General features: G+C 69.0%; 20 protein-coding genes. 11 read left to right on the top strand and 9 right to left on the bottom strand.

Annotation, left to right across the window (positions count from 1 at the left end; genetic code table 11):
• Window positions 1–3: 3 nt before the first annotated feature.
• The 4 genes from ACAD63_RS19075 to ACAD63_RS19060 are packed head-to-tail and all read right to left on the bottom strand — an operon-like array spanning window position 4 to window position 4,053.
• Window positions 4–897, bottom strand: a complete 894-nt coding sequence (locus ACAD63_RS19075; RefSeq protein ID WP_135704593.1) for a glycosyltransferase family 2 protein — start codon at window positions 895–897, stop codon at window positions 4–6.
• Window positions 898–927: 30 nt separating this feature from the next.
• On the bottom strand, window positions 928–1,683 hold the full coding sequence (locus tag ACAD63_RS19070; protein WP_434033158.1) for a PIG-L deacetylase family protein: 756 nt from the start codon (window positions 1,681–1,683) through the stop codon (window positions 928–930).
• 43 nt (window positions 1,684–1,726) lie between these two features.
• Complete coding sequence (locus tag ACAD63_RS19065) at window positions 1,727–2,761, bottom strand: UDP-glucuronic acid decarboxylase family protein (protein ID WP_434033157.1); 1,035 nt, start codon at window positions 2,759–2,761, stop codon at window positions 1,727–1,729.
• A 20-nt stretch (window positions 2,762–2,781) separates the two neighbouring features.
• The gene (locus tag ACAD63_RS19060; RefSeq protein WP_133093860.1) at window positions 2,782–4,053 is read right to left on the bottom strand and encodes a glycosyltransferase; all 1,272 of its coding nucleotides are present in this window, start codon (window positions 4,051–4,053) and stop codon (window positions 2,782–2,784) included.
• Between the two features lie 391 nt (window positions 4,054–4,444).
• Between ACAD63_RS19060 and ACAD63_RS19055 the strand changes: the two genes are divergently transcribed.
• Genes ACAD63_RS19055 through ACAD63_RS19020 form a run of 8 tightly spaced genes read left to right on the top strand, consistent with a single transcriptional unit; the run spans window position 4,445 to window position 12,586 of the window.
• On the top strand, window positions 4,445–5,068 hold the full coding sequence (locus ACAD63_RS19055) for a hypothetical protein (protein WP_434033156.1): 624 nt from the start codon (window positions 4,445–4,447) through the stop codon (window positions 5,066–5,068).
• A 39-nt stretch (window positions 5,069–5,107) separates the two neighbouring features.
• Window positions 5,108–5,881: an SDR family oxidoreductase gene (locus tag ACAD63_RS19050; protein ID WP_135704602.1), complete on the top strand. Its 774-nt coding sequence runs from the start codon at window positions 5,108–5,110 to the stop codon at window positions 5,879–5,881.
• Window positions 5,878–6,507 (top strand): D-glycero-alpha-D-manno-heptose-1,7-bisphosphate 7-phosphatase, encoded by a 630-nt coding sequence (locus tag ACAD63_RS19045; protein ID WP_195431723.1) that lies wholly within the window; start codon window positions 5,878–5,880, stop codon window positions 6,505–6,507. The genes ACAD63_RS19050 and ACAD63_RS19045 overlap by 4 nt, the downstream gene beginning before the upstream one ends.
• Window positions 6,504–7,790: a glycosyltransferase family 9 protein gene (locus tag ACAD63_RS19040; RefSeq protein ID WP_434033155.1), complete on the top strand. Its 1,287-nt coding sequence runs from the start codon at window positions 6,504–6,506 to the stop codon at window positions 7,788–7,790. The genes ACAD63_RS19045 and ACAD63_RS19040 overlap by 4 nt, the downstream gene beginning before the upstream one ends.
• On the top strand, window positions 7,771–9,540 hold the full coding sequence (locus ACAD63_RS19035; RefSeq protein ID WP_135704608.1) for a carbamoyltransferase family protein: 1,770 nt from the start codon (window positions 7,771–7,773) through the stop codon (window positions 9,538–9,540). The genes ACAD63_RS19040 and ACAD63_RS19035 overlap by 20 nt, the downstream gene beginning before the upstream one ends.
• A complete protein-coding gene (locus ACAD63_RS19030; RefSeq protein ID WP_135704609.1) occupies window positions 9,527–10,513 on the top strand; it encodes a glycosyltransferase family 2 protein in 987 nt (328 codons plus the stop codon). The genes ACAD63_RS19035 and ACAD63_RS19030 overlap by 14 nt, the downstream gene beginning before the upstream one ends.
• A gap of 35 nt (window positions 10,514–10,548) precedes the next feature.
• Entirely contained in the window at window positions 10,549–11,646 is a 1,098-nt protein-coding gene (locus ACAD63_RS19025) for a glycosyltransferase family 9 protein (protein WP_135706214.1), read from the top strand.
• Window positions 11,639–12,586 (top strand): glycosyltransferase, encoded by a 948-nt coding sequence (locus tag ACAD63_RS19020; RefSeq protein ID WP_135704610.1) that lies wholly within the window; start codon window positions 11,639–11,641, stop codon window positions 12,584–12,586. The genes ACAD63_RS19025 and ACAD63_RS19020 overlap by 8 nt, the downstream gene beginning before the upstream one ends.
• Window positions 12,587–12,606: 20 nt before the next feature.
• Here ACAD63_RS19020 and ACAD63_RS19015 read toward each other — a convergent pair whose 3' ends face one another.
• From ACAD63_RS19015 to ACAD63_RS19000, 4 genes are all read right to left on the bottom strand, one after another.
• Window positions 12,607–13,098, bottom strand: a complete 492-nt coding sequence (locus ACAD63_RS19015; RefSeq protein ID WP_434033154.1) for a hypothetical protein — start codon at window positions 13,096–13,098, stop codon at window positions 12,607–12,609.
• 264 nt (window positions 13,099–13,362) lie between these two features.
• On the bottom strand, window positions 13,363–17,448 hold the full coding sequence (locus ACAD63_RS19010) for a CheR family methyltransferase (protein ID WP_434033153.1): 4,086 nt from the start codon (window positions 17,446–17,448) through the stop codon (window positions 13,363–13,365).
• A gap of 39 nt (window positions 17,449–17,487) precedes the next feature.
• Entirely contained in the window at window positions 17,488–18,456 is a 969-nt protein-coding gene (locus ACAD63_RS19005; RefSeq protein ID WP_434033152.1) for a chemotaxis protein CheB, read from the bottom strand.
• Between the two features lie 70 nt (window positions 18,457–18,526).
• Window positions 18,527–19,177: a recombinase family protein gene (locus ACAD63_RS19000; protein ID WP_434033151.1), complete on the bottom strand. Its 651-nt coding sequence runs from the start codon at window positions 19,175–19,177 to the stop codon at window positions 18,527–18,529.
• 336 nt (window positions 19,178–19,513) lie between these two features.
• Between ACAD63_RS19000 and ACAD63_RS18995 the strand changes: the two genes are divergently transcribed.
• The 3 genes from ACAD63_RS18995 to fdxA all read left to right on the top strand — a co-directional run bounded on the left by ACAD63_RS18995 (window position 19,514) and on the right by fdxA (window position 21,234).
• Window positions 19,514–19,771 (top strand): hypothetical protein, encoded by a 258-nt coding sequence (locus tag ACAD63_RS18995; RefSeq protein ID WP_135704619.1) that lies wholly within the window; start codon window positions 19,514–19,516, stop codon window positions 19,769–19,771.
• Window positions 19,772–20,206: 435 nt separating this feature from the next.
• A complete protein-coding gene (locus ACAD63_RS18990; protein ID WP_133093872.1) occupies window positions 20,207–20,674 on the top strand; it encodes a hemerythrin domain-containing protein in 468 nt (155 codons plus the stop codon).
• Between the two features lie 230 nt (window positions 20,675–20,904).
• The gene (fdxA, locus tag ACAD63_RS18985) at window positions 20,905–21,234 is read left to right on the top strand and encodes a ferredoxin FdxA (RefSeq protein ID WP_135704621.1); all 330 of its coding nucleotides are present in this window, start codon (window positions 20,905–20,907) and stop codon (window positions 21,232–21,234) included.
• Here fdxA and ACAD63_RS18980 read toward each other — a convergent pair.
• Window positions 21,231–22,325, bottom strand: coding sequence for a substrate-binding domain-containing protein (locus ACAD63_RS18980; RefSeq protein ID WP_133093874.1), 1,095 nt, complete (start codon window positions 22,323–22,325; stop codon window positions 21,231–21,233). The genes fdxA and ACAD63_RS18980 overlap by 4 nt on opposite strands.
• Between the last annotated feature and the right edge of the window lie 25 nt (window positions 22,326–22,350).

Genomic DNA, 22,350 nt, shown 5'->3' with positions numbered 1-22,350 from the left:
CTTTCACCGCCCCCGCAAATCCCGCCTCAACGCGGCCAATTCCCGCGGTATCACCCGCCGCTCGCGCATCACCCACGCCATCCCCTTCAGCACCTCCGCAATGCCGCGCCACCCCTGCGAACGCAGCAGGCCCGGCAACTCAGCCGCCGTTTCCTCCAGCGCCATGCGCCACGGCAGCCGCAGCCAGGCCGCCCACACCGCATTGCGCGCCAGCAGCGAGCGGCGCCGGCCGCCGTCGCGCAGCGGGCTGGGATGGTGGTGCACCACCAGTTGCGGCGCGTAGACCAGGTGCCAGCCGCTCGCCGCGAGGTCCAGCGCCAGCAAGGTTTCTTCGCCGCCGATAAAGAAGCGCGGATGATAGCCGCCGGCCTGGCGGAATGCTTCGGTGCGGAACGCGGTGGCGCCAGCCATCAGGCCGAGGATGGCGCGCCCAGGCAGCATGGCCGACGGCAGCGGGCTGTCGGCCATGCGCGCGCAGGCGGGATCCTCGCGTGCGCATTCGCCGACGAGGATGCGTGCGGTCAGCGCGGCCACGCGCGGATGGTCGCGGAACATGGCACAGGCGGTGGCGAGCGAGCCCGGCGTCCACCAGCAATCGTCGTCGCAGAAGGCGACATAGCGCGTGCGCGCCCAGTTTGCGCCGAGGTTGCGCCCCGCGGCGCCGAGGTTGCGCCGGCAGCGCAGCAGCGTGGCATGCGGGAACTCGTTACGGACCATCGCGCTGGTGCCGTCGTCGGAGGCGTTGTCGACCACCACGAGGGGCGGGCGCTCCGGCAGCGCGCTGAGCTGGCGCAGGGCGTGCCGCACGGTGTCGCGCCGGTTGTGCGTCAGCACCACCACGCTGATGTCGAGCGAGGCGCCCGGCGGCGCGGCATGCAAGGCTTGGTCGGCAGGCATCGCTATCGCTATCGGTATCGCGAAGGGGAATCAGCGTTGCGCAGACTCGCCGGCGGACAGCGACCAGTAGCGCTCAGGCGCGCACAGGTCGCACAGCTGTTCTTCGCCGAACATCTGCACCTGGCTCTGGTAGGCATTGACTGCGTAGCTCTTCTGCGCGAGGTACTGGCTGACCGGCAGGTTGACCGGGGTCGCTTGCAGTCCCGCGCCCAGGCATTCGGCCAGCCGTTGCTGCAGCACCCCGGGCAACCGGCGGTAGATCACGTCCTCGTAGTACAGCCACTGCACCGGCAGCGCCGATGCCGCCTGCCCTCGCGATGGCACCAGCAGCGCGGCCCACGCCGCGGCGCGCACCTGCGCCGCCTGCATCAGCAGGCGGCAGGCTTCATGCGCCAGCACGTGGTCGGAATGGAACAGGCCGAGCGGCGCAACCACCATGCCGTCGGTCTGCGCCAGCAGCACGGGCTGCAGGCTGTCCGCGATCTCGCGCGGCGTATGACGGCGGCCATACTGGCTGTCCCAGAAATCGAGCCAGACCGGCTGCGCGCCCAGCATGCCAAGCGCGCGGTTGTCCTCGCGCCGGCGCGCGCGCACTGCCTGCTCGGCGCTGTCGAAGCCCGCGGCGCGGTCCCAGTCCGGTGCCGGCACATCGGCGGGCGGGACGCCGGCGAAGACCGTCACCACGCGCGCGCCCCGTGCCGCGGCGATCAGGCCGCCGCAGCTGAACACCGCATCGTCCAGGTGCGGTGCAATCACCGTCACCGGGCCGGCTATGTCAGTCACCATCGAATCACCCTTGCCATCGCCAATGGCAGGTTCGTGTCGCGCGCTACTTGTTGAGCACCACGGCGCGGGCTTCGCGTGCCGTGGCGGATACCGGCACCACGTTGCCCGGCGCGCCCTGCGCATGCGCCTGTGCCGCCAGCCGCGCCGCGAAGTAATCGACCGTGTGGCGCAGGCCGTCTTCAAGCGACGTGCGCGGCGCCCAGCCCAGCAGGCTTTGCGCCAGCGAGATGTCGGGGCAGCGCTGGTGCGGGTCGTCGGCGGGCAGGGGGCGCAGCTCGACCGGCGAATGCGAGCCGGTGGCGCGCAGCACTTCCTGCGCAATCTCCAGCATAGTCGTCTCGCGCGGATTGCCGAGATTGACCGGCATGCCGGAAGCGGGTGCTTCCATCAGCAGCACCAGCGCGTCCACCAGGTCGTCGACATAGCAGAAGGCGCGCGTCTGCGCGCCGTCGCCATAGACGGTCAGGGGCGCTCCGGCCAACGCTTGGGTGATGAAGTTGGACACGACGCGGCCGTCCGCGGGATGCATGCGCGGCCCATACGTGTTGAAAATTCGCGCGATCCGGACATCGAGCCGGTGCTGCCGGTGGTAATCCATGAACAGCGTCTCGGCGCAGCGCTTGCCCTCGTCATAGCAGGAGCGGATGCCGACGGGATTGACGTGGCCCCAGTATGCCTCCTGCTGCGGATGCATCTCGGGATCGCCGTAGACTTCGCTGGTCGATGCCTGCAGGATGCGCGCCTTGAGCCGCTTGGCCAGCCCCAGCATGTTGATCGCGCCGTTGACGCTGGTCTTGGTGGTCTGCACCGGGTCGTGCTGGTAGTGCACGGGCGAGGCCGGGCAGGCGAGGTTGTAGATCTCGTCCACCTCGACGTACAGCGGAAAGGTAATGTCGTGGCGCAGCAGCTCGAAGTTCGGCCTGCCGAGCAGGTGCGCGATGTTCTCCTTGGTGCCGGTATAGAAGTTGTCAACGCACAGCACGTCCTCCCCGGCCCGCACCAGCCGTTCGCACAGGTGCGAGCCAAGGAACCCCGCGCCGCCCGTGATCAGGATGCGCTTGCGGTCGCTTTCCTTCATCTCTGTTCTCCTTTGGCGGATCATGCCGCGGCCCGGCGCGCACCGGCCGTGATGGGGCAGGCGCCGGCGCACACGCCGGCATACACGGCTTCCATCTGCTGCGCCACGCCGGCCCAGGTGAAATGGCGCTGTGCGCGGCGCCGTCCCGCTTCGCCGAGCTGGCGCGCATGCGCGGGGTCCGTGGCCAGCGTCGCCAGCCGCGCCGCCAGCGCGGCCGGCGCCTTCGGCGGCACCAGGTAGCCGGTCTGCCCGTCGACCACGGTGGAACGGATGCCGCCCACGTCGGCGCCGATCACCGGCGCGCCGCAGGCCATCGCCTCGACCGGCGTGATGCCGAAGGGCTCGTACCAGGGCGTGGTGACGAACACGTCGGCGGCGCTGTAGAACAGGCGCAGTGTGTCGCGTCCGCGCCGGCCGACGAACACCACGCTGTCGGCCACGCCTTCTTCCTTGGCCACGCCCTGCAGCCGGCCGATTTCGGGCGTGGCCTGCACGCTGGGCTGCTCGGCATTGCCGCCCACCACGTACAGCGCGGCGCGCATGCCGTGGTCGCGGCGCAGGCAGCCGAGCGCGCGGATGACGTTGTCGATGCCCTTGCGCGGCACCAGCCGGCCCAGCTGCAGCACGCTGAAGGCATCGCGCTGCCAGCCCAGCTCGCGCCGCGCCGCGTGTCGCGCTACCGGGGCAAACTCGGCGCCGTCGAACCCGCATGGCACCGTGCTGATGCGGCCGGGATCGGCGCCGTACAGGCTGACCAGGTCGTCCAGGTCCTGCGGACATTCCGCCACCACGCAGTCGGACACGCGCACCAGCGTGTCTTCGATGTCGAAGCGCGCATCGGGAAAGCCGTCGGTGCTGCCCTGGTGCAGGCGCCGCACCTTGCCCAGCGCATGGAAGGTCATCACCAGCGGAATGCCCAGCGCCCGGCGTGCCTGCAGCGCGGCCAGCCCCGACATGAAGAAGTTCGCGTGCAGCACGTCGTACCCCACCGGATCGTGCCGGATGAACTCCACCAGGAACTCGCCGAAGGCGTCCATGTAGGGCAGCAATTGCTCCTTGGGCACCTGCACCGGTGGTCCGGCGGGCACGTGGATCACGTGTACATTGGGCGCAAAGGCGACCACCTCGGGCAGCAGCGCCTTGTCGCGGCGGGTGAACACGTCGACCAGGTAGCCGCGCGTGCCAAGCTGGCGCGCCAGGTGTGCCACGTAGATATTCTGGCCGCCGCAATCGGTGCTGCCGACACTGGCCAGCGGCGAAGCGTGTTCACTGATAAGCGCGATCTTGCGCATGGCGGTCTCCCTGGTTGCCGCTCCGCCCGCGGATTCGGGCGACTCGGACAGGGGCTGGCCTCAGCAGCTAGCGTGCCAGTGCGCTGGCGTGATCGCGCGACTGCGAAAGGCGTTGAAAAGGACGGACGGAAGGGAACCGACCGAGAAGCGTTATAGCGATTCTCGGCGCTTCTCGATCACAGATCGCTTTGTGCGTATCGAAGCAGGCGCCTTGCGGCATTGCTACCGCATTGAGTCATTCTTACGCCGCCGGTTGTAATTTGCGCTTACGAGTTTTTCCATTCAGGCATGAGCCTTGGAACGCGTGCAACACGCCCGGGCGCATACCGGATTGGGCGCGATGCTTGCAGCGTCGAAGGCGCAAAACATGCCACCCACCATGGAGCTGCCCATGAATCCGAGCGACAACGCACGTCCTGGTGCCGAGCCTTCCCCGCGCGCCTCGCATGCCGGCGCCAGCCGCTTCAGCGATCGCGCCGCGGCGAGGCGAGCCGTCGAACTGGCGCTGCCGATGCTGGAGGCATCGCTGCGCGACAAGGCCGTCGGCGAGAGCGGATGCATGCACGTGGTCGTGATGGATCCGACGCTGCAACCCGGCGACTGCACCTTCGAGGAAGCCATCCTGTACGAGCATTCGCTGCCTTCGCGCGAGGCGTGGGATGCGGACTACAGCCTGTACGCGCGCGCCAAGGCCAGCCTGGCGTGGCGCACCGGCATGGCCAGCGCCGCGGTGGTCCACTGCGCACCGCACCGGTTGCGCAGCGACGACACGCTGCTCGGCGGCGCGGCCGTGTTCGACGGCATCGTGGTCGCGGTAAGCGGTGCCAATGCCTGGTACGACGAAGCCTTCGCTGGCTGCGTGGCGGCGCTGTTGCGTGGGGTCGCGCAGGAGTGCTGCCATCGCGCGCAGGCCGGGGCTTGGCACATATTTCGCTGCGGCGTGATTCCCGGCCGGGCCGACCGGCTGTCCGACCCGCTGTCCGATTCCGGCTGTCCGAATCTGCGGACGCCATGAGCGCCGCGGCAACCGCTCACCTTTGCACGAGGATTCACCATGCAGACTCCGCAACCTTCGCAACGTCCCGATCCAAACACCGCGGCGGCGCTGCCGCTGCAGGACCGTCATTACCTCGTGACCGGCGGCGGACGTGGCCTTGGGGCCGCCGTGTGCCGCACGCTGGTCCAGGCCGGTGCGGGCGTGATCGTTGCCGATATCGACGACAAGCTGGCCCGCGACAGCGCCGAGACCTTGACCGAAGCCGGCGGCCAGGCATGGCCGCTGCGACTCGATGTGGCGGAGCCGGGTTCGGTGCGTGCCGCCTTCGATGCCGTGCGCGAACGGGTGCAGCGGCTCGACGGCATTGTCAACAACGCGGCCATCGACGTCACGCTGCCGGTCGAGGAAGTCGATGCCGAGACCTGGCGCAAGGTGCTGATGGTCAATCTGTACGGTCCCTACCTGATGTCGCATGCGGCCGTGCCGCTGATGAAGGCGCAGGGCGGCGGGCACATCGTCAATATCGCGTCGACCGCATCCAAGCGCGCCTGGCCCAATGCGTCGGCCTATCACGCCACCAAGTGGGGGCTGCTTGGCTTCTCGCATGCGCTGCATGCGGAGCTGCGCCCGCATGGCATCAAGGTATCGGCGATCGTCGCCGGCGGCATGCGCACGCCGTTCCTGCTCGACCGTTTCCCCGACATCGACCAGGGCAACCTGCAGGATCCCGCCAACGTGGCCAACGCCGTGCGCTTCGTGCTGACGCAGCCGGATGAGACCGTGATCCCCGAGGTCATGGTGCTGCCGATGAAGGAAACCTCCTGGCCATGAGCGACCCGGTTCAAAACGCGTGCGTGTTGCCCGGCGCGGTGCTGCTCGACAAGGACGGCACGCTGCTCGACGACGTGCCGTACAACGTCGATCCCGGCCGGATGCGGCTCGCGCGCGGCGCCGCGGCGGCTCTGCGCGACCTGGGCAGCCTCGGCGTGCCGCTGGTGGTGGTGACCAACCAGCCGGGCGTCGCGCACGGCTATCACGCCGAGGCCGACCTCGTGCCGGTGCGCGAGCGGCTGGCGGCGATGTTCGCCGAACACGGCGCCACGCTCGCGGGCTTCTATTACTGCCCGCACCACCCCCAGGGCACGGTCCCCGCCTACACGCGCGCCTGCCTTTGCCGCAAGCCGATGCCGGGCTTGCTGGTGCAGGCCGCCAGTGCGCTGCGTTTCGCGCTGGGCCGGTCCTGGATGGTCGGTGACATCCTCAACGATGTCGAAGCCGGGCGTCGTGCCGGCTGCGGCACCGTGCTGGTCGATTGCGGCAACGAGACCGAATGGCAGCTTTCGCCAGCGCGCCAGGCGCACTATGTGGTGCCCACGCTCGACGCTGCCGCGCGCATCGTGGCCGCCCGCATGCGCGCCTGCGGCACCGTCCCCGCCATGCAAACGGTGGCGCCATGACGACCTGGCAGACGGCGCGGCAGGTACTATGCGTACGGCTCGACAACATGGGCGACGTGCTGATGAGCACGCCCGCGATGCAGGCGCTGGCCGAGTCGATGCCCGGCCGCCGGCTGACGCTGCTGACCTCGAATGCCGCCGCCTCGCTCGCGCCGCATTTGCCGATGGTCAGGCGCGTGCTGGCGTGGGATGCGCCGTGGGCGCGCCACGATGAAGCCGCGGCAGTCGCGCCCGGTCCTGCGATGCTGCGCTGCGCGCGCTGGCTGGCGCGCTACCGCTTCGATGCCGCGGTGATCTTCACGGTCTACAGCCAGAGCCCGTTGCCGGCCGCGATGCTGTGCGCGCTGGCGGGCATCCCGCTGCGGCTCGCCTGCTGCCGCGAGAATCCCTATGCATTGCTGACCGACTGGGTGCCCGAGCGCGAGCCTGCGATGCAGCCCGGCCAGCGCCCGCGCCACGAGACCCGGCGGCAGCTCGACCTGGTCGCTCAGGTTGGCGCCAGCGCGCGCGATACCCGGCTGCGCTTCCGCGTGCTGGCGGCCGACCGTGCCGCGCTCGCCGCCCGCATCGCGGGCTGGCGCCGCGGCCGCAGCGGCCCGCTGGTGGTGGTGCATCCGGGCGCCAGCGCGGCCTCGCGCCGCTGGCCTGCGGCGCGCTTTGCCGAGGTCGCGCACGCGCTCGCCACGCAGGCCGGCGCGCACGTGCTGGTGACCGGCGCCGACAGCGAGCGCGAAATCGTGCAGGCGGTCTGCGCCGGTGCACACCATGCGCGCGTGGTGCCGCTGGCGGGCGCGCTGACGCTGGGCGAGATGGGCGCGCTGCTGGAGGCAGCCGACCTGCTGGTGTCGAACAACACTGGTCCGGTCCATCTTGCCGCCGCGCTTGGCACGCCGGTGGTCGACCTGTACGCGCTGACCAACCCGCAGCACACGCCGTGGCAGGTGCCGCACCGCACCTTGTTCGCCGACGTGCCGTGCCGCTACTGCTACAAGAGCACCTGCCCGCAGGGCCACCATCGCTGCCTGGAGGACGTGCCGGCCGCACACGCCGTGCAGGCCGCGCTGGCGCTGCTTACCGGCGATGCGGACGCGCCGCCGGCGCAGCCGCTGCCGTGGCCTGGCGCCGATGCTCCATTGACCGAACCGGCGGCGGGCTTTGTCCCGGCTGCCCCCTTTGTCCCCGCCGCCATTTCCGCCCTTGGCGCGGCACGCGCCGCCCCGGCCGTGCCGGCTGCCGATCCACCGAGCCCCGACGAGGTTGCCCATGTTCACCCTTGGCATTAACGCCGCGTACCATGACTCCGCCGCCTGCCTCGTGCACGACGGCGCGGTGATCGCCGCCGCGGAAGACGAGCGCTTCACCCACATCAAGCATGGCAAGCGCCCGGTGCCGTTCACCGCGTGGGAGCTGCCGTTCCACGCGATCGACTATTGCCTGGCCGAAGCCGGCATCACGCTGCGCGACGTCGACCACGTGGCCTACTCGTTCGACCCAGCGCTGATGCCGGGCGCGCGCACGCACGATGCCACCGTGACGCTGCCGCTGGAGCCATCGAAGCAGGGCGCACCCGCCGGCAACGCCTCGCCATGGGACCCGCTGTTCCTGACGTACGTGGTCAACGCGCCGCGCCAGCTGGCCAGCGGCGCGCCGCACCACCTGGCCGCGCGCTTCCGCGGCGTTACCCATGACGGCCCGTTCCGCTGGCATTTCGTCGAGCACCACATGGCGCACGAGGCCAGCGCCTTCCTCGCGGCGCCGTTCACGCGCTGCGCGGTGCTGACCATGGACGGACGCGGCGAGCGCGCCACTACCAGCTACGGCGTGTTCGACGGCAAGGAATACCGCCGCATCAAGCAGATCGACCTGCCCGACTCGCTCGGACTGCTGTACGAGCGGGTGACCAGGCACCTCGGCTTCCTGCATTCGTCGGACGAGTACAAGGTGATGGCGCTGGCCTCGTACGGCAAGCCGGCCTGCCTCGATGCCTTCCGCGGCATGGTGAGCCGCGATGCAGAAGGCGGTTACCGCGTGGCGCAAGCGGACCTGACGGCGCTGCTGGGACCGCCGCGGCAGCGCGGCGAGGCGTTCGGGCCCCGGCATCTCGATATCGCGCGTTCGCTGCAGGAGGTGCTGGAGGAAACCGTGGTCGGCATGACCACGTGGCTGGCCGAAGCGACCGGCGAGCGCCACCTGTCGATGGCGGGCGGCGTCGCGCTGAACTGCGTGATGAACGCGCGCGTGCGCGACCGCAGCCCCTTTGACGAAGTCTGGGTGCAGCCGGCCGCGGGCGATGCCGGCACCGCGCTGGGCGCGGCGCTGTGGGTCGACCTCCTGCAGCGCGGCCGGCCGGCGCGGCAGTGGTCGATGGACCACGCCTACCTCGGCCCGGCCTATACCGACGACGAGATCGCCGCGTTCCTCGACTGGGCGCACCTGCCGTACCGCCGGCTTGACGATATCGCCGCGCAGACCGCCGAGCTGCTGGCGCAGAACCAGATCATCGGCTGGTTCCAGGGGCGCATGGAATTCGGCCCGCGCGCGCTGGGCGCGCGCTCGATCCTGGCCTCGCCGATCGACGCCGGCATGCAGCAGCGGCTCAACGAGATCAAGGACCGCGAGGACTTCCGCCCGGTGGCGCCGGTGGTGATGCAGGAGCGCGCCGCCGACTGGTTCACCGCGGCCAGGCCGGGCCGCGGCGAGGCGCCGTTCATGCTGTTCATCTACGACGTGCGCCCGGAACAGGCGCCGCGCATTCCGGCGGTTTGCCACGTCGACGGCACCGCGCGCGTGCAAACGGTGCGGCGCGAGCAGAATCCCGCCTACTACGACCTGCTGGCCGCGTTCGAGCGCCGCACCGGCGTGCCGGTGCTGGTCAACACCTCGTTCAATACGCGCGGCGAGCCCATCGTCTGCACGCCGCGCGATGCGGTCGAGTGCTTCTGGACCTCGCCGCTGGATGCCCTGGTGATCGGCTCGTTCCTGCTGGAAAAGCCCGCGGCGGGCAACCGGGGAGGACCCCATGCACAGGACTGAGCCGCTGGTCTCGGTGGTGGTTCCCACCTGGCGGCGCCCGGCGCTGCTGGCGCGCTGCCTGCAGGCGCTGTGCGCGCAACGGCTGCCGCCGCAGTCGTACGAGATCATCGTCGCCGACGACGGCTGCGAGGCGCGCATCGAACGGCTGGTGGCGCTGATGGCGTCCCGGCATCCCGCGCATGCGCTGCGCTACGTGGCCGTGTCCGGCACACAGGGTCCGTCCGGGGCGCGCAATGCCGGCTGGCGCCGCGCTGCGAGCGCGCTGATCGCATTCACCGACGACGATACCGTGCCGGATCCGCACTGGTTGCGCGAAGGCTGCGCGGCGCTGGCGCGCCAGCCCGAATGCTGCGCCGTGGCCGGCGCCGTCGAGGTGCCGCTGCCGCCGCGGCCGACCGATCATGAGCGCGATACCGGCGGACTGGCGCAGGCGGAGTTCGTTACCGCCAACTGCTTCGTGCGGCGTGAAGCGCTGCGGCGCATCGGCGGCTTCGACGAACGCTTCACGCGCGCGTGGCGCGAGGACTCGGACCTGCAGTTCCGGCTGATGAACGAGGTCTGCCCGGTCGGCCGCGCGCCGCGCGCGGTCGTCGTGCATCCGGTGCGGCCGGCGGCATGGGGCAGCAGTATCGCCGCGCAGGCCAAGGTGTATTACGACGCGCTGCTGTACAAGAAGCATCCGCGCCTGTACCGGCAGCGCATCCGCCGCACGCCGCCGTGGCATTACTACGTGGCGGTGCTGGCGCTGCTGGCCGCGCCGGTGGCGTTGCTGGCCGGGGCGCCGCGTGTTGCCGCCGGCGCCGGCCTGCTGTGGCTGGCGCTGACGGTGTCGTTCTGCCTGCGCCGGCTGCGCGGCGCGGCGCTGACGCCCGCGCATGTGGCCGAGATGGCGCTCACTTCCGTATTGATCCCGCCGCTGTCGCTGTTCTGGCGCCTGCGCGGCGCACTGGCATTCCGGGTGGTGTTCCTATGACAAGCGCAACCATTTCCCCTTTGAACCTGCCGCTGATGCCCGCGCGGCGCAAGCCGCATGCGCCGGCGCGCCGCATCGCGGTGTTCCGCGCGCTACAGCTGGGCGACATGCTGTGCGCGGTGCCGGCGCTGCGTGCGCTGCGCGAAGGCGAGCCCGATGCGCACATCACGCTGATCGGGCTGCCGTGGGCGCAGGAGTTCGTCTCGCGCTTCGGCGCGCTGGTGGATGCGCTGATGGTCTTCCCGGGTGCGCCCGGCATGCCGGAGCAGTCCTACGCCGAGGCGGCCGCCGCACCGTTCTACGCGGCCGCGCGCGCGGCGCGCTTCGACCTGGCGATCCAACTGCATGGCAGCGGCTCGCTCAGCAATGCGGTGGTGCGGCGACTGGGTGCGCGCCGCACGGCAGGATTCTGCCCCGACGCAGCCGACCATGACGCTGCCCATACCACGGGCGTGCGCAGCACGCGCGAAGGCATGCTGCTACCGTGGCCGCAAGGCAATGAAGTCGTGCGGCTGCTGTCACTGATGCAGGCGCTGGGCTATCCCGCCGCCGATCCCCACCTGGAGTTCCCGCTGCGCCCGCTCGATCATGCCAGCTGGCGCCTGCTGGCCGAAGAGCATGGGCTCGGCCCGGCCGGCTATGTCTGCATCCACGCCGGCGCGCGCATGCTGTCGCGGCGCTGGCCGCTGGAGCGCTTCGCCGAAGCCGGCAGGGCGCTGCGCCGCCACTGGAAGGTGGTACTGACCGGCAGCCGCGACGAAGCGGCGCTTATCGATCAGCTCGCGCGGCGCATCGGCAAGCCGGTGGTCAACCTGTGCGGACAGACTTCGCTGGGCACGCTGGCCGCGCTGATCGGCCATGCGCGCCTGCTGCTGTGCAACGACACCGGCGCCTCGCATATCGCCGCGGCCATGGATACGCCCAGCGTGGTGGTGTCCTGCGGCAGCGACAGCGCGCGCTGGGCGCCGCTCGATGCCTCGCTGCACCGCGTGCTGGCCGAGCATCCGCCGTGCCGTCCCTGCATGCACCAGCAATGCCCGGTCGCCGGCCACCCGTGCGCCGCCGGCATCAGCGTAAAGCGCGTGGTCGATACCGCGCTGGAACTGGCGGCGCGGGAGTATGACCATGCCTAGGCGCCTGCGCATCCTGACCTGGCACGTCCATGGCAACTACCTGTACTACCTGTCGCAGATTCCGCACGACCTGTACCTGGTGACGCGCGACGACGGCACGCCCGGCTATGCCGGCGCCGGCGGCGCGCTGGCATGGGGCAACAACGTGCGCGAGGTGCCGTACCAGAGAGTGCCGCAAGGGCGGTTCGACTGCGTGCTGTACCAGCACCGGCACCATTACCTGCGCGATCGCGTGGAACTGCTGAGCGACGCGCAGCGCGCGCTGCCGGCAATCTACCTCGAGCACGACCCGCCGCAGGAACATCCCACCAATACGCTGCATCCGGTCCAGGATGCATCGGTGCTGCTGGTCCATGTGACACCGTTCAATGCGCTGATGTGGGACAGCGGCGTGACGCCGTGGCGCGTGATCGAGCACGGCGTGATCGTCGACAGCCAGGTGCAATACAGCGGCGAGCTGGCGCGCGGCATCAGCGTCGTCAACAACCTGCAGAGCCGGGGCCGCCGGCTGGGCGCGGACGTGTTTGCGCAGGTGCGGGAGCTGGTGCCGCTGGACCTGGTCGGCATGGCGGCGCAGCAGGCGGGAGGGCTCGGTGAAATACCCAATCCGCAACTGGCCGCCTTTGTCGCGCGCTACCGCTTCTTCTTCAATCCGATCCGCTATACCAGCCTGGGGCTGGCCGTGGTGGAGGCCATGACGCTGGGCGTACCGGTGGTGGGGCTGGCGACCGCGGAACTCGCCACGGTGATCCAGAGCGGCAGCAACGGCTACGTCGACACGCGCCTGGACGTGCTGGTCAGCGTGATGCGCGAGCTGCTCGACGATCCGGAGCTGGCGCGCGCATGGGGCGAGCGTGGCTGCCGGCTGGCGCGCGAGCGCTTCGGCATCGGGCGCTTCGTTGCGGAATGGGATGAGGCCCTGCGTACGGTGGCGGGATAAGCCGGAGGCAGCGCATCCGTTCAGCGCTTGTCGTGGGTACGGCCACTGCCGTTGGCGCTGCCATTGCCATTGCCATTGCCATTGCCATCGCCGTCCGGCGCCGCGCTTGCGCCTCCGCGCACCGATGTACTGGCCGAGACCGTGCAGCAAACCAGGTAGTACGCGCGTTTCAACGCCATCGCGGCCTGCACTTTCGAGCCCGCTTCGGCGCTGGCAAACGCCTCGTGCAAGCAATGCTCGATGCTGTCGGCGGTGCCATGCTGCTCGAAAAGGTCTTCGGGCCGTTGCGCCCAGAGCGTCAATAGAACCCGCTCTCGTTGCGCCATGGTATGCGCGGGCCACACGCGGTCGCGGCTCAGCAGTTCCAGGCGCGTCGCCAGCAGGGCTTCGAGGAATATTGTGGGCCGCGCGGGGCGTCTGGCGTGGGGCTGTAAGCCGGGGGATCGCGCGGAAGTGACGCCAGTCGCGGACTCGGTCTCCGCAGGCGCGTCGTGATGCAGGAAGAAGGTCATGGCGGTGGGGCGGCGCCCGCGTCTGCCACTTATGCGAAGCATGAAGTCGGGCCGCGGTGCCGGGGTCTGTTGCGCTTGCGCGCTCACTGGTAGCGCTGCAAGGAGCGTTCCAACGCGCCATCGTGACGGCAGGCGGGGCGCCGGTGAGGGCGGCGCCTGGCCTGCAGGGATTATTGCAACGTTGCGCGTAAATCCGGCGCTACGTTCGTTGGCGCACCCGGCGAAACGCAAAAAAAACGCACGCAAAACGTACGCCGCGGTGCTTCAGGCAACGCGCAATTCCCGGATGGCGTTCAGCAAGGCCTCCAGCGAGACCGGCTTGGTCAGGTGGGCGTCGAAGCCTGCCTGCATCGACTCGCGGATATCGTCCGGCCGGCCATAGCCGCTCAATGCAATCGCGGTCAGCTTGTGAAGGTGCGGCTGGCGGCGGATGGCGCGAATGAAATCCAGTCCCGACATGCCGGGCATGCCGATGTCGGACAGCAGCAGGTCGGGGCAATGCTCGCCGAGACGGTCCAGTGCCTCCTGCCCGCTGGTGGCGACCGACACGCTGGCGCCTTCCATTTCGAGCAGCAGCTTGAACGTCTCGACCGTGCCGGAATCGTCGTCGACCAGCAGGATCTCGGTGCCATTCAGCGGCAGCGAGGGCGCCGGCGCCGGCGCGGTGTCGGTAGCGATTTCTTCGCGCAGCGGCAGCGTTACCGTGAACACCGAGCCCTTGCCGATCCCGTCGGAATTCGCGCGCACCGTGCCGTTCTGCATGGTCACCAGTTCGCGTACCAGCGACAGGCCAATGCCTAGGCCGCCCTGCCGCGCGCTCGGCACAGTGCCCTGGCGGAACATGTCAAAGATATGCGGCAGGTTCTGCGCGTCGATGCCAACGCCGGTGTCGCGCACCTCCAGCACGCCGTCGCCGCCCGCTCTGGATAGCGAGACCGTGATCTTGCCGCCGGCGCTGGTGTATTTGAGCGCATTGCTGACCAGGTTCCAGACCACTTGCTCGACCCGGGTCAGGTCGGCGTCGATCATCAGCGGGCGGGCCGGTAAGCTGCGCTCCAGCGCGATGTCCTTGCGCCCGGCCTCTTCCTCGATGGCGCGGCAGACGCGGTCGACCACTTCGCCCCAGTCGACCGGCGCGCGCGCGATCGACAGCTTGCCGGTGCGCAGGCGCGACATGTCGAGCAGGTCGTCGATGATGTGCGCCTGGCCGATCACGGTGCGCCGGATGGTGCCGGCGGCGCGCTGGATCACCGGGTTGCCGCGCGCTTCGGGCGAACGGCTGATCAGCTCGGCGCTGGCGCTGATCAGGTTGAGCGGATGCTTCAGTTCGTGCGACACCACCGCCAGGAACTCGTCGCGCACGCGCTCGGCACGCGCGTCGGCGGATTCGTTGCCCACCTGGCGCCCCGTGCGCGTGGCCAGCCGCGTCAGCGCCACTTCGTCGAGATTGCGCATGATCTTGGCAAAGCCGCTGAAACCGCCCTTGTCCAGGCGCGACAGCACGCCGCTGGCGCGGAAGCGGCTGCCGTCCTTGCGCTGGTGCCAGCGGTCTTCTTCAACGCGGCCGTACAGGCGCGCCTGCGCCATTTCTTCCTGTGCGACGCGGGCGGCGCGGTCTTCGGGCGTGTACAGGGCTTCCGCCTCCTGTCCGAGCATCTCCGCCTCGGTATAGCCGAAGATGCGTTCCGCGCCGGTGTTCCAGCTGGTGACGTGGCCTTCGTCGTCGTAGGTGATGATGGCGTAGTCGCGGGTGCTTTCCGCCACGATATTCATGCGCTTCTCGCCTTCGCTCAGGCGCTCTTCGGCGGCGCGGCGCGACGTGATGTCGATGAACGACAGCACCGCGCCCTCGATGCGGTCCTCGGTGGTGCGGTACGGCAGGAAGCGCGCCAGGTACCAGCGGCCGTCGTTGCTCTTGACTTCGCGCTCGATCAGGCGCAGGGAGTCGAAGGCTTCGCCGGCATCGTCGGCAAGCTTGTCGTAGTCGAGCCGGTGGGTGATATCGAGCAGCGACCGGCCGATGTCCGACGGGATGATGCTGAAGACGTCGGTGGCACGCGGGGTGTAGCGCTTGATGCACAGGTTGCGATCGACGAAGACCGTGCCGATATCGTTGGCCATGATCAGGTTCTGCAGGTCGTCGTTGATCTTGCCGGTTTCCTCGACCTTGGATTTGAGCTCGGCGTTGACGGTGGTCAGCTCTTCGTTGATCGACTGCAGTTCTTCCTTGCTGGTCTCCAGCTCCTCCGTGGTCGAGCGCAGTTCCTCGTTGATCGCCTGTAGTTCTTCGTTGGAGGCCTTCAGCTCCTCGGTCGAGGTCTCGGACTGCTCGATGGTGGCCTGCAGCTGTTCCCTGGTGCGATGCAGTTCGCGTTCGAGCTGCGCGATCATCGGGTCGCGCTCGTCGGGGGCCTGGCCGCGCGGCGCTGCGCTCATGCTGTCCTCGACCTCGTCGAACAGCACCAGCACGAAGTCGCCATTGGCTTCGGCGTCGTGTACCGGGCGCGCGGTCATGTTGACGAAGAAATGCCTGCCGTCGCGTTCGAGCTGCACGCGCCTGGCCTCGACGCTGTGATTGGTCTGCAGCGCCTGGTAGATCGCGGTACGCAGTTCCAGCCGCAGTTCCTGGCGCACCGCGCCGATGATGTTGTGCGACGGCACGCCGCCGGCGTACTGCAGGAAGCGCCCGGCACGGTCCGAAAGGTGCACGATCTCGGAATCGCGGCTGACCAGCACGCTCGGCGGCGCGTGCTGCTCGATCAGCCGCTGGTGCAGGTCGCCGAAGGAGAACTTGCGCTTGCCGACGGGCTGCAGCACCGCCACCGGCGAGCGCGCATTGAGCATGCCGGCCGACAGCGGCAACGGCGTCTCGGCGCGCACCGCGACGTTGGCGCGATAGATGCGGGCCTTCTTGTCGACTACCGAAAACAGGTTGCTGACGCTGTCGGCGGCTTCGGAGCTGCCCAGGAACAGGTAGCCGCCCGGGCGCAGCGCGAAATGGAAGGTGCGCAGGATCTCTGCCTGCGCGTCGCGGTCCAGGTATATCAGCAGGTTGCGGCAGCACACCAGGTCCAGCCGCGAGAACGGCGGGTCGCTGAGCACGTTGTGCAGCGCGAACAGCACGCGTTCGCGCAGCTCCTTGCGCACCCGGTAGTGCGCGCCGTCCTTGGTGAAGAACTGCCGGACCCGCGTCGGCTCGACGTCGGCGATGATCGGTTCGGGATATAGCCCGTTGCGCGCGATCGCCACGGCGCGCTCGTCGATATCGGTGGCAAAGACCTGGAACGGCGGCTGCTCGGGTGTCTGCGACGAAGCTTCCTGCAGCAGCATGGCCAGCGAATACGCTTCTTCGCCGGTAGCGCAGCCAGGCGCCCACACGCGGATCGAGTCGCTCTCGGCGCGGTCCTGGAACAGGCGCGGCAGCACGTCGGCGCCCAGCAGGTCGAACGCTTCCTTGTCGCGGAAGAAATTGGTCACGCTGATCAGCATGTCCTGCAACAGCGGTGCCGTTTCTTCCGGATGCAGGTGCAGGTAATCGCGGTACTGCTGCAGGTCCGTCAGGCCGTTGACCTGCAGCCGGCGCTCGATGCGTCGCAGTACCGTGGCGCGCTTGTAATGGCGGAAATCATGTGAAGTGCGGGTGCGCAGGATCACCATGATCTCGCGCAGCGCGCGCTCGTTGCTTTCCGACTGCGGCGCGGGCTCGGGTGCTTCCTCGTCCTCGGGCGGCCTGGGCAGCTGGATATGGCTGGCGGTATTCCACAGGTCGAGCAGGCGCTGCGGGATCTCGTTGGCCGGCATCACGAAGTCGACCAGGCCGGTGCTGATGGCGGCGCGCGGCATGCTCGAATATTCGGCTTCCTCCGGCTCCTGGGCGATGGCGATACCGCCCAGCTCCTTGACACGGGTCAGACCGACCGATCCGTCGGAGCCGGCGCCGGACAAAACCACGCACACGGCGCGCTGGCGATGCGCATCGGCCAGCGAGCGGAAGAACAGGTCGATGGCCGCGCCGCGGACGTCGCGGCGTTCCTGCGGGCCCACGCGCAGGTAGCCGTCGATCATGGTCAGGCTGTGGTTCGGCGCAATCACGTAGACGTGGTTGGCTTCGATGCGCGTGGTGTCGGTGACCTGCTGTACCGGCATGGTGGTGCGAGCCTGCAGCACCGGCGCCAGGTTGCTGGCATGGTCCGGAGATAGGTGAACGACAAGGACAAAGGCTGCGCCGGTACTGGCGGGCAGTCCGTCGAACACCTGGATCAGGGCTTCAATACCCCCGGCCGATGCGCCCATCCCGACTACGGGAAAGGTGAGCTGGCTGGGCAGGGGGCGTTCACGATTCTTGGCCATCGCTGCGTGGATAATTAGGTGCGCCGGCCGGATGCGGCGCTATCCCTCGCGAAGCCAGCCTTCGATGCGCTTCGCGGACGCTGCAGCGCGGCCCGCTGCCTCGGAATACCGGCGTGATTCGCCGGTTTCGCCAACTTGCATATGATACGCCGCTATCTGCGTGTAGAGCTCGCTCTGTTCGTGCAGCGCGCGCAAGGCGTCGAATAGGGTGTGTTCGAGTGCGCCATTGGCGGCGTGGCGCAGCGTCGCAATGCCGAAGGCGTGGCCGGTGTGGCAGCGGAAGCGCGGCGGCACGCTGTCGCGCACCTGCCAAAGCGTGCCGCCGCATTCCGGACATGTCAGCGCCGACGGCAGCGCGATCCTTTCCACAGCCTCGATCGAGGAGGGGCCCAGCGCTACGCTGTGCTCGATGCGCAGCGCTTCAGGCCGGTCGGCGGGCGGGCCTGCCGCGGAGCTGGCCAGTTCCGCCAGCTTGGGCGCGATCGCCGCAAGCGGCAGCACGTAGTCGGGGGGCGAGGCGCGGATGGCGTTGCGCGGCATCTCGGCGGCGAAAGCACTGTCAGGATCCTGCACGATGGTCACGCCGCCGCACTGGCTCACCGCGCGCAGGCCGGCCGCGCCGTCGTCGAGCTGGCCGGTCAGCACTGCCGCCACCACGCGGTTGCCGCGAGCCACGGCCGCGCTGCGGAACAGCGGGTCGATCGCCGGCCGCGCGAAGTTCTCCTTGGGACCGCGCACCAGGTGCGCATGCTCGTCGACGATCAGCAGGTGGTGGTCTGGCGGCGCGACGTAGATCGCGCCGGGGCGCAGCGGCTCGCCATCGCGGGCGTGGCGGGCCGGCAGCGGCCCGGCGCTGGCCAGCATGTCGGGCAGCATGCTCGGATTGGCGCCGATGTGCAGCACGGCCAGTACGGTCGCATCCAGGTCCGGCGGCAAACCGGCGGCGATTTCCCGCAGCGCATCGACGCCGCCGGAAGAGGTGCCCAGGACTATGGTGTCGCGCTTCATGGGATCTCGGGTTGATTTCAGGCCGGTGCCCGCAGCAAGGGGGATCGGCAGGCTGCCGGTCTATTCCGCGCTATTCCGCGGTGGATACCTCTGCCGGCACTTCGGGCGCGGCAGCGGCGCCGGTGTCGGATGGCTGCACGATGGCCGGCGCCGCGGCGCGTATCCGCAGCACGGTCTGGCGCGAGGTGTTGAAGCGCCGCGCGGTTTCGCTGACCGACTGGCCGGCCGCCAGCGAGCGCAGGATTGCATCGCGTTCGTCGGGCTTGTGCTTGGGCGGGCGGCCGACCGCACGGCCCATGGCCTTGGCCGCCGCCAGGCTGTCGCGCACGCGCGCGCTGCGCGTGCTGCCCTCCAGCGCGGCCACTGCGCGCAGCACCATGACTGCCTCCGGCGGCGCGGCGCTGGCCAGGTTGGCGCGGCTGAGCTGCACGCAATGCAGCGCCACCCCGAGCAGGCGGAACCTGCGGATCGTGCCCAGCACTTCCTGCACGCTCCAGCCCAGGCAGCTCAGCTGCATCGTCACCAGCGTATCGCCGGCCCGCACCCGTTGCAGCAGCGACAGCAGCCGCGGCCGTTCGGCCGCGGGCACCGAGGCCGGCTCGCACTCCCAGAAGGCGCGGCGCAGGTCGACGGTATAGCCGGCCCGGTCGGCTATGCGCAATTCGTCTTCCATCGTTTCGAGGTCACGGGCGCGGTTCGAGTAGATGAAGGTAGACGTCATGAGGATTCCTCGTTCTGGTTTTCGTCTCCGGTCGCGCGGCGGGCGTCCCTCCCGGCATCCGGCAGGCGACCTGTTTCTTCTGATTAGCAAAACTCGTCCCAGCAGCGGGGGCGGCAAGATAGTGACGGTTAACGTGCTGATGTGTGCATTCTTCACATGTACGTAAAGCAAGTTTTACGTACCTGAATTGGGCGCTCTGTGACATGCCCGCCTCGGCTAGGATGTTCAATAAGTGCGAGCTGGGCCTGCGCCGGATGCCTGGTGCCCGGCGTGCCCTGCGCCCACACCGACGGCAATCGCGATGACCAGCGGTATCTCCGCGGCAAGGAGTTGGCGATGACAGCGCAGCATTATTTCGGCTATCTCGTTCACGGCACGGCACACGCGGGCGCCAACGGGCTGTTTGAAGCGTCCGGTCTGGTCGAGCACGACGGTGCGCCGGTGAACAGCTCCGGGCCGCTGGGCTGCCACCCGACGCGCGAGCGTGCCATTGCCGAAGGCATAGCCTGGGGCAAGGTCTGGGTCGACATGCGAGTGCGTGGCTACACCGACGTGCGTGCCGGCGCGCGCAAGCCTGCCGCGGCGAGAACGTAGCCGTGGCCAGGGTGATACACATCGTCAGCAAGCCTGATCCGCGAGCCTGATCCGCAAGCCAGGGCGATACCTCTGGCGTCATGATCCCGGCCAGCTCGAAGGCAGTGCCTCGAGCGTCGGCCGCGCCTTGGCGGCCAACGCCCGCGCCATCCGGCGTTCCAGTGTTTCCGGTCTTCCTGTCCTGCGCGTGCAGCGCCGTCGGCACCTGCGCGCACCTGGCGCCACGCGCTTTAGCCCGGCCGCGGCGGCGCGCGCCTTGGCGGGCACGAATAACAACCCTTTCGCGCAGGAATTGCAATGTTTGCCGCGCACGCGTGCCGGGTCCGTGCCCGCCCTTGCCACGGCCCGGCGGTGCGCTGGCTGGGCACAGAACCTGCTGACGGGGGGCAAAGCCGGGTGCGACCGGCTTCCCCCTCAAGCTCCCAGGAGGTAATCGTGGACAAGTCGAAGATCCCCGCAGACCAGGCCGAGGCCCTCGGCGCCTTGATGGACGATCATCGCGCGGTCAAGAAGCTGTTCAAGGCGTTCAAGGACACCGAGGACCGCGATGAAAAGGAATCGATCGCGCTCGAAGCCTGTCACCAGCTGACCGTGCATGCCACAATCGAGGAAGAGATTTTCTACCCGGCGCTGCGCGGCGCCAGCGATGACATCGACGACATGCTGGACGAAGCCCAGGTCGAGCACCAGGTCGCCAAGGACCTGATCGCGGCGATCGAGCAAGACCCGGCCGGCGATATGCTCGTAGCCAGCTTCACGGTGCTCTCGGAGTATGTCGCCCACCATATCGAGGAGGAGGAAGGCGAACTGTTCAAGAACGTGATCAGGGAGAAAATCAACCTGCGCGACGTGGCACGGGCCCTGGCGGCGCGCAAGGAAGAACTGATGCAGGAAACCGCCTGATCGGCTTCCCGCGCCGGTCGCGAGCGGTGGCTGGTGAACTGCCACCGCTCGCGTTCGTTAACCGCCAGACGACTCCCACCGGTCCCGTCAATGCTCGCTCCGGAGCAGACCCGAAAGGGGCGGACATCAGTCGATTTGAAAGAGTCGCACAAGGCAGCGCGTCCCGTCGCGGCCGGCACGCGGCTAATATGGCGCGGTCTTCACAGCCGTACCGCCGTACTGTCCTGCCCATGACCTTTGTCGTGACGGATACCTGCATCCAGTGCCGCCATACCGATTGCGTCGAAGTCTGCCCGATGACCTGCTTCCATGAAGGGCCCAACTTCCTCGCCATCGATCCCGACCAGTGCATCGACTGCTCGATGTGCGTGCCGATGTGCCCCGTGGGCGCGATCTATTCCGAGCATGACCTGCCCGACGACAAGCGCCATTTCATCGCCCTGAACGCCGAACTGTCGCGCCGGCCCGACTGGCCGCCGCTGCTGCAGGCCAAGGGCCCGATCGCCGGCCACGAGCAATGGGCGGACCATCCTGACCGCCTGGGGCTGCTGGTGCGCTAGCGCGTGCCGGCGTAGTCGGGAAACGCTTCGTCCAGCGTCAGCACGCTGCCGGTCAGCGCGCCGTCATAGCCCGGCAGCGCATTGACGCGCTGGCGGAACGCCTCGCTGGTCAGCGCGCCGACCGCGCCCGACAGCGCTGCGCTGCGCAGCATCGATTTCTCGATGGCGAAGAAGTAGCGCTCCTTGATCACCGGCTCGAATTCCAGCCCGAAGCGCCGCGCCGCGGTTTCCACGCCGAAGCCCACATCCGCCATGCCGCTGCCGATGTACGCCGCCACTGCGGCGTGGGTGAACTCGCCGTTGCTGTAGCCCTCGATCCGTGCCGGGTCGATGTTGCGCGCGGCCAGCATCAGGTCGAGCAGCAGCCGCGTGCCCGAGCCCACCTGCCGGTTGACGAAGCGCACCTCGCGCCGGGTCAGGTCTTCCAGCGTGCGGATCCCGAGGGGATTGCCCGGCCGCACGAACAGTCCCTGGCTGCGCACCGCCAGGTGCACCAGGCAGTGCGTGTCGGGCTTGAGCCAGGTGGTGAAGTGGCGCCACATGCCGTGCTCGAACTCGCCCACCGGCACATGGAAACCGGCGATATCGCATGCGCCCTCGGCCAGTGCCGCCACCGCCTCGACGCTGCCGCAGTACTTCAGGTCGTGCCGCACGTGCTGCTCGTCGAGGAAGTCGCGCAGTGCCGCCACCGCGAAGCCGTGGCTGGCATGCAGCCGCACTGCCGCCTCGGACTGCTCCATCAGCTTCTTCAGTTCGATTTCCAGCTCGGAGGCCAGGCTGTCCAGCGTCGGCGACAGCCGCGCGCCGATGCGCTTGCTGGCCCACACCAGTTGCTGCGCCAGCGGCGTCAGCGCGCTGCCGCGCCCGCGGGTCTTGTCGATCAGCGGGCCGCCGAACAGGGCCTCGGCATCGCGCAGGATGCCCCAGGCGTAGCGGTAAGACAGCGACACCGCCTGCGCGGAGTGACTGATGCTGCCCGATTCCCCGACATGGCTTAGCAGGGCGACCAGCCGCGACACGTCGAGGGCCTCGGCGCCGGGGGTGCCGTCGTCGCGGATTTGCAGGTGGGGGAGGATCGAGATGCGAAGCATATGAAAAAAATAGCTTATTGATGGA

The organism is Cupriavidus sp. a3, from assembly GCF_051015765.1.
Taxonomy (GTDB): domain Bacteria; phylum Pseudomonadota; class Gammaproteobacteria; order Burkholderiales; family Burkholderiaceae; genus Cupriavidus; species Cupriavidus oxalaticus_A.
Note: the sequence above shows the minus strand (reverse complement) of the source record. Positions and strands in the feature narration are given on the sequence as shown.

Coding starts and splice junctions, on each gene's coding strand:
- ACAD63_RS19075 (WP_135704593.1), bottom strand. CDS start 897: ATGCCTGCCGACCAAGCCTTGCATGCCGCGCCGCCGGGCGCCTCGCTC.
- ACAD63_RS19070 (WP_434033158.1), bottom strand. CDS start 1,683: ATGGTGACTGACATAGCCGGCCCGGTGACGGTGATTGCACCGCACCTG.
- ACAD63_RS19065 (WP_434033157.1), bottom strand. CDS start 2,761: ATGAAGGAAAGCGACCGCAAGCGCATCCTGATCACGGGCGGCGCGGGG.
- ACAD63_RS19060 (WP_133093860.1), bottom strand. CDS start 4,053: ATGCGCAAGATCGCGCTTATCAGTGAACACGCTTCGCCGCTGGCCAGT.
- ACAD63_RS19055 (WP_434033156.1), top strand. CDS start 4,445: ATGAATCCGAGCGACAACGCACGTCCTGGTGCCGAGCCTTCCCCGCGC.
- ACAD63_RS19050 (WP_135704602.1), top strand. CDS start 5,108: ATGCAGACTCCGCAACCTTCGCAACGTCCCGATCCAAACACCGCGGCG.
- ACAD63_RS19045 (WP_195431723.1), top strand. CDS start 5,878: ATGAGCGACCCGGTTCAAAACGCGTGCGTGTTGCCCGGCGCGGTGCTG.
- ACAD63_RS19040 (WP_434033155.1), top strand. CDS start 6,504: ATGACGACCTGGCAGACGGCGCGGCAGGTACTATGCGTACGGCTCGAC.
- ACAD63_RS19035 (WP_135704608.1), top strand. CDS start 7,771: ATGTTCACCCTTGGCATTAACGCCGCGTACCATGACTCCGCCGCCTGC.
- ACAD63_RS19030 (WP_135704609.1), top strand. CDS start 9,527: ATGCACAGGACTGAGCCGCTGGTCTCGGTGGTGGTTCCCACCTGGCGG.
- ACAD63_RS19025 (WP_135706214.1), top strand. CDS start 10,549: ATGCCCGCGCGGCGCAAGCCGCATGCGCCGGCGCGCCGCATCGCGGTG.
- ACAD63_RS19020 (WP_135704610.1), top strand. CDS start 11,639: ATGCCTAGGCGCCTGCGCATCCTGACCTGGCACGTCCATGGCAACTAC.
- ACAD63_RS19015 (WP_434033154.1), bottom strand. CDS start 13,098: ATGACCTTCTTCCTGCATCACGACGCGCCTGCGGAGACCGAGTCCGCG.
- ACAD63_RS19010 (WP_434033153.1), bottom strand. CDS start 17,448: ATGGCCAAGAATCGTGAACGCCCCCTGCCCAGCCAGCTCACCTTTCCC.
- ACAD63_RS19005 (WP_434033152.1), bottom strand. CDS start 18,456: ATGAAGCGCGACACCATAGTCCTGGGCACCTCTTCCGGCGGCGTCGAT.
- ACAD63_RS19000 (WP_434033151.1), bottom strand. CDS start 19,177: ATGACGTCTACCTTCATCTACTCGAACCGCGCCCGTGACCTCGAAACG.
- ACAD63_RS18995 (WP_135704619.1), top strand. CDS start 19,514: ATGACAGCGCAGCATTATTTCGGCTATCTCGTTCACGGCACGGCACAC.
- fdxA (WP_135704621.1), top strand. CDS start 20,905: ATGACCTTTGTCGTGACGGATACCTGCATCCAGTGCCGCCATACCGAT.
- ACAD63_RS18980 (WP_133093874.1), bottom strand. CDS start 22,325: ATGCTTCGCATCTCGATCCTCCCCCACCTGCAAATCCGCGACGACGGC.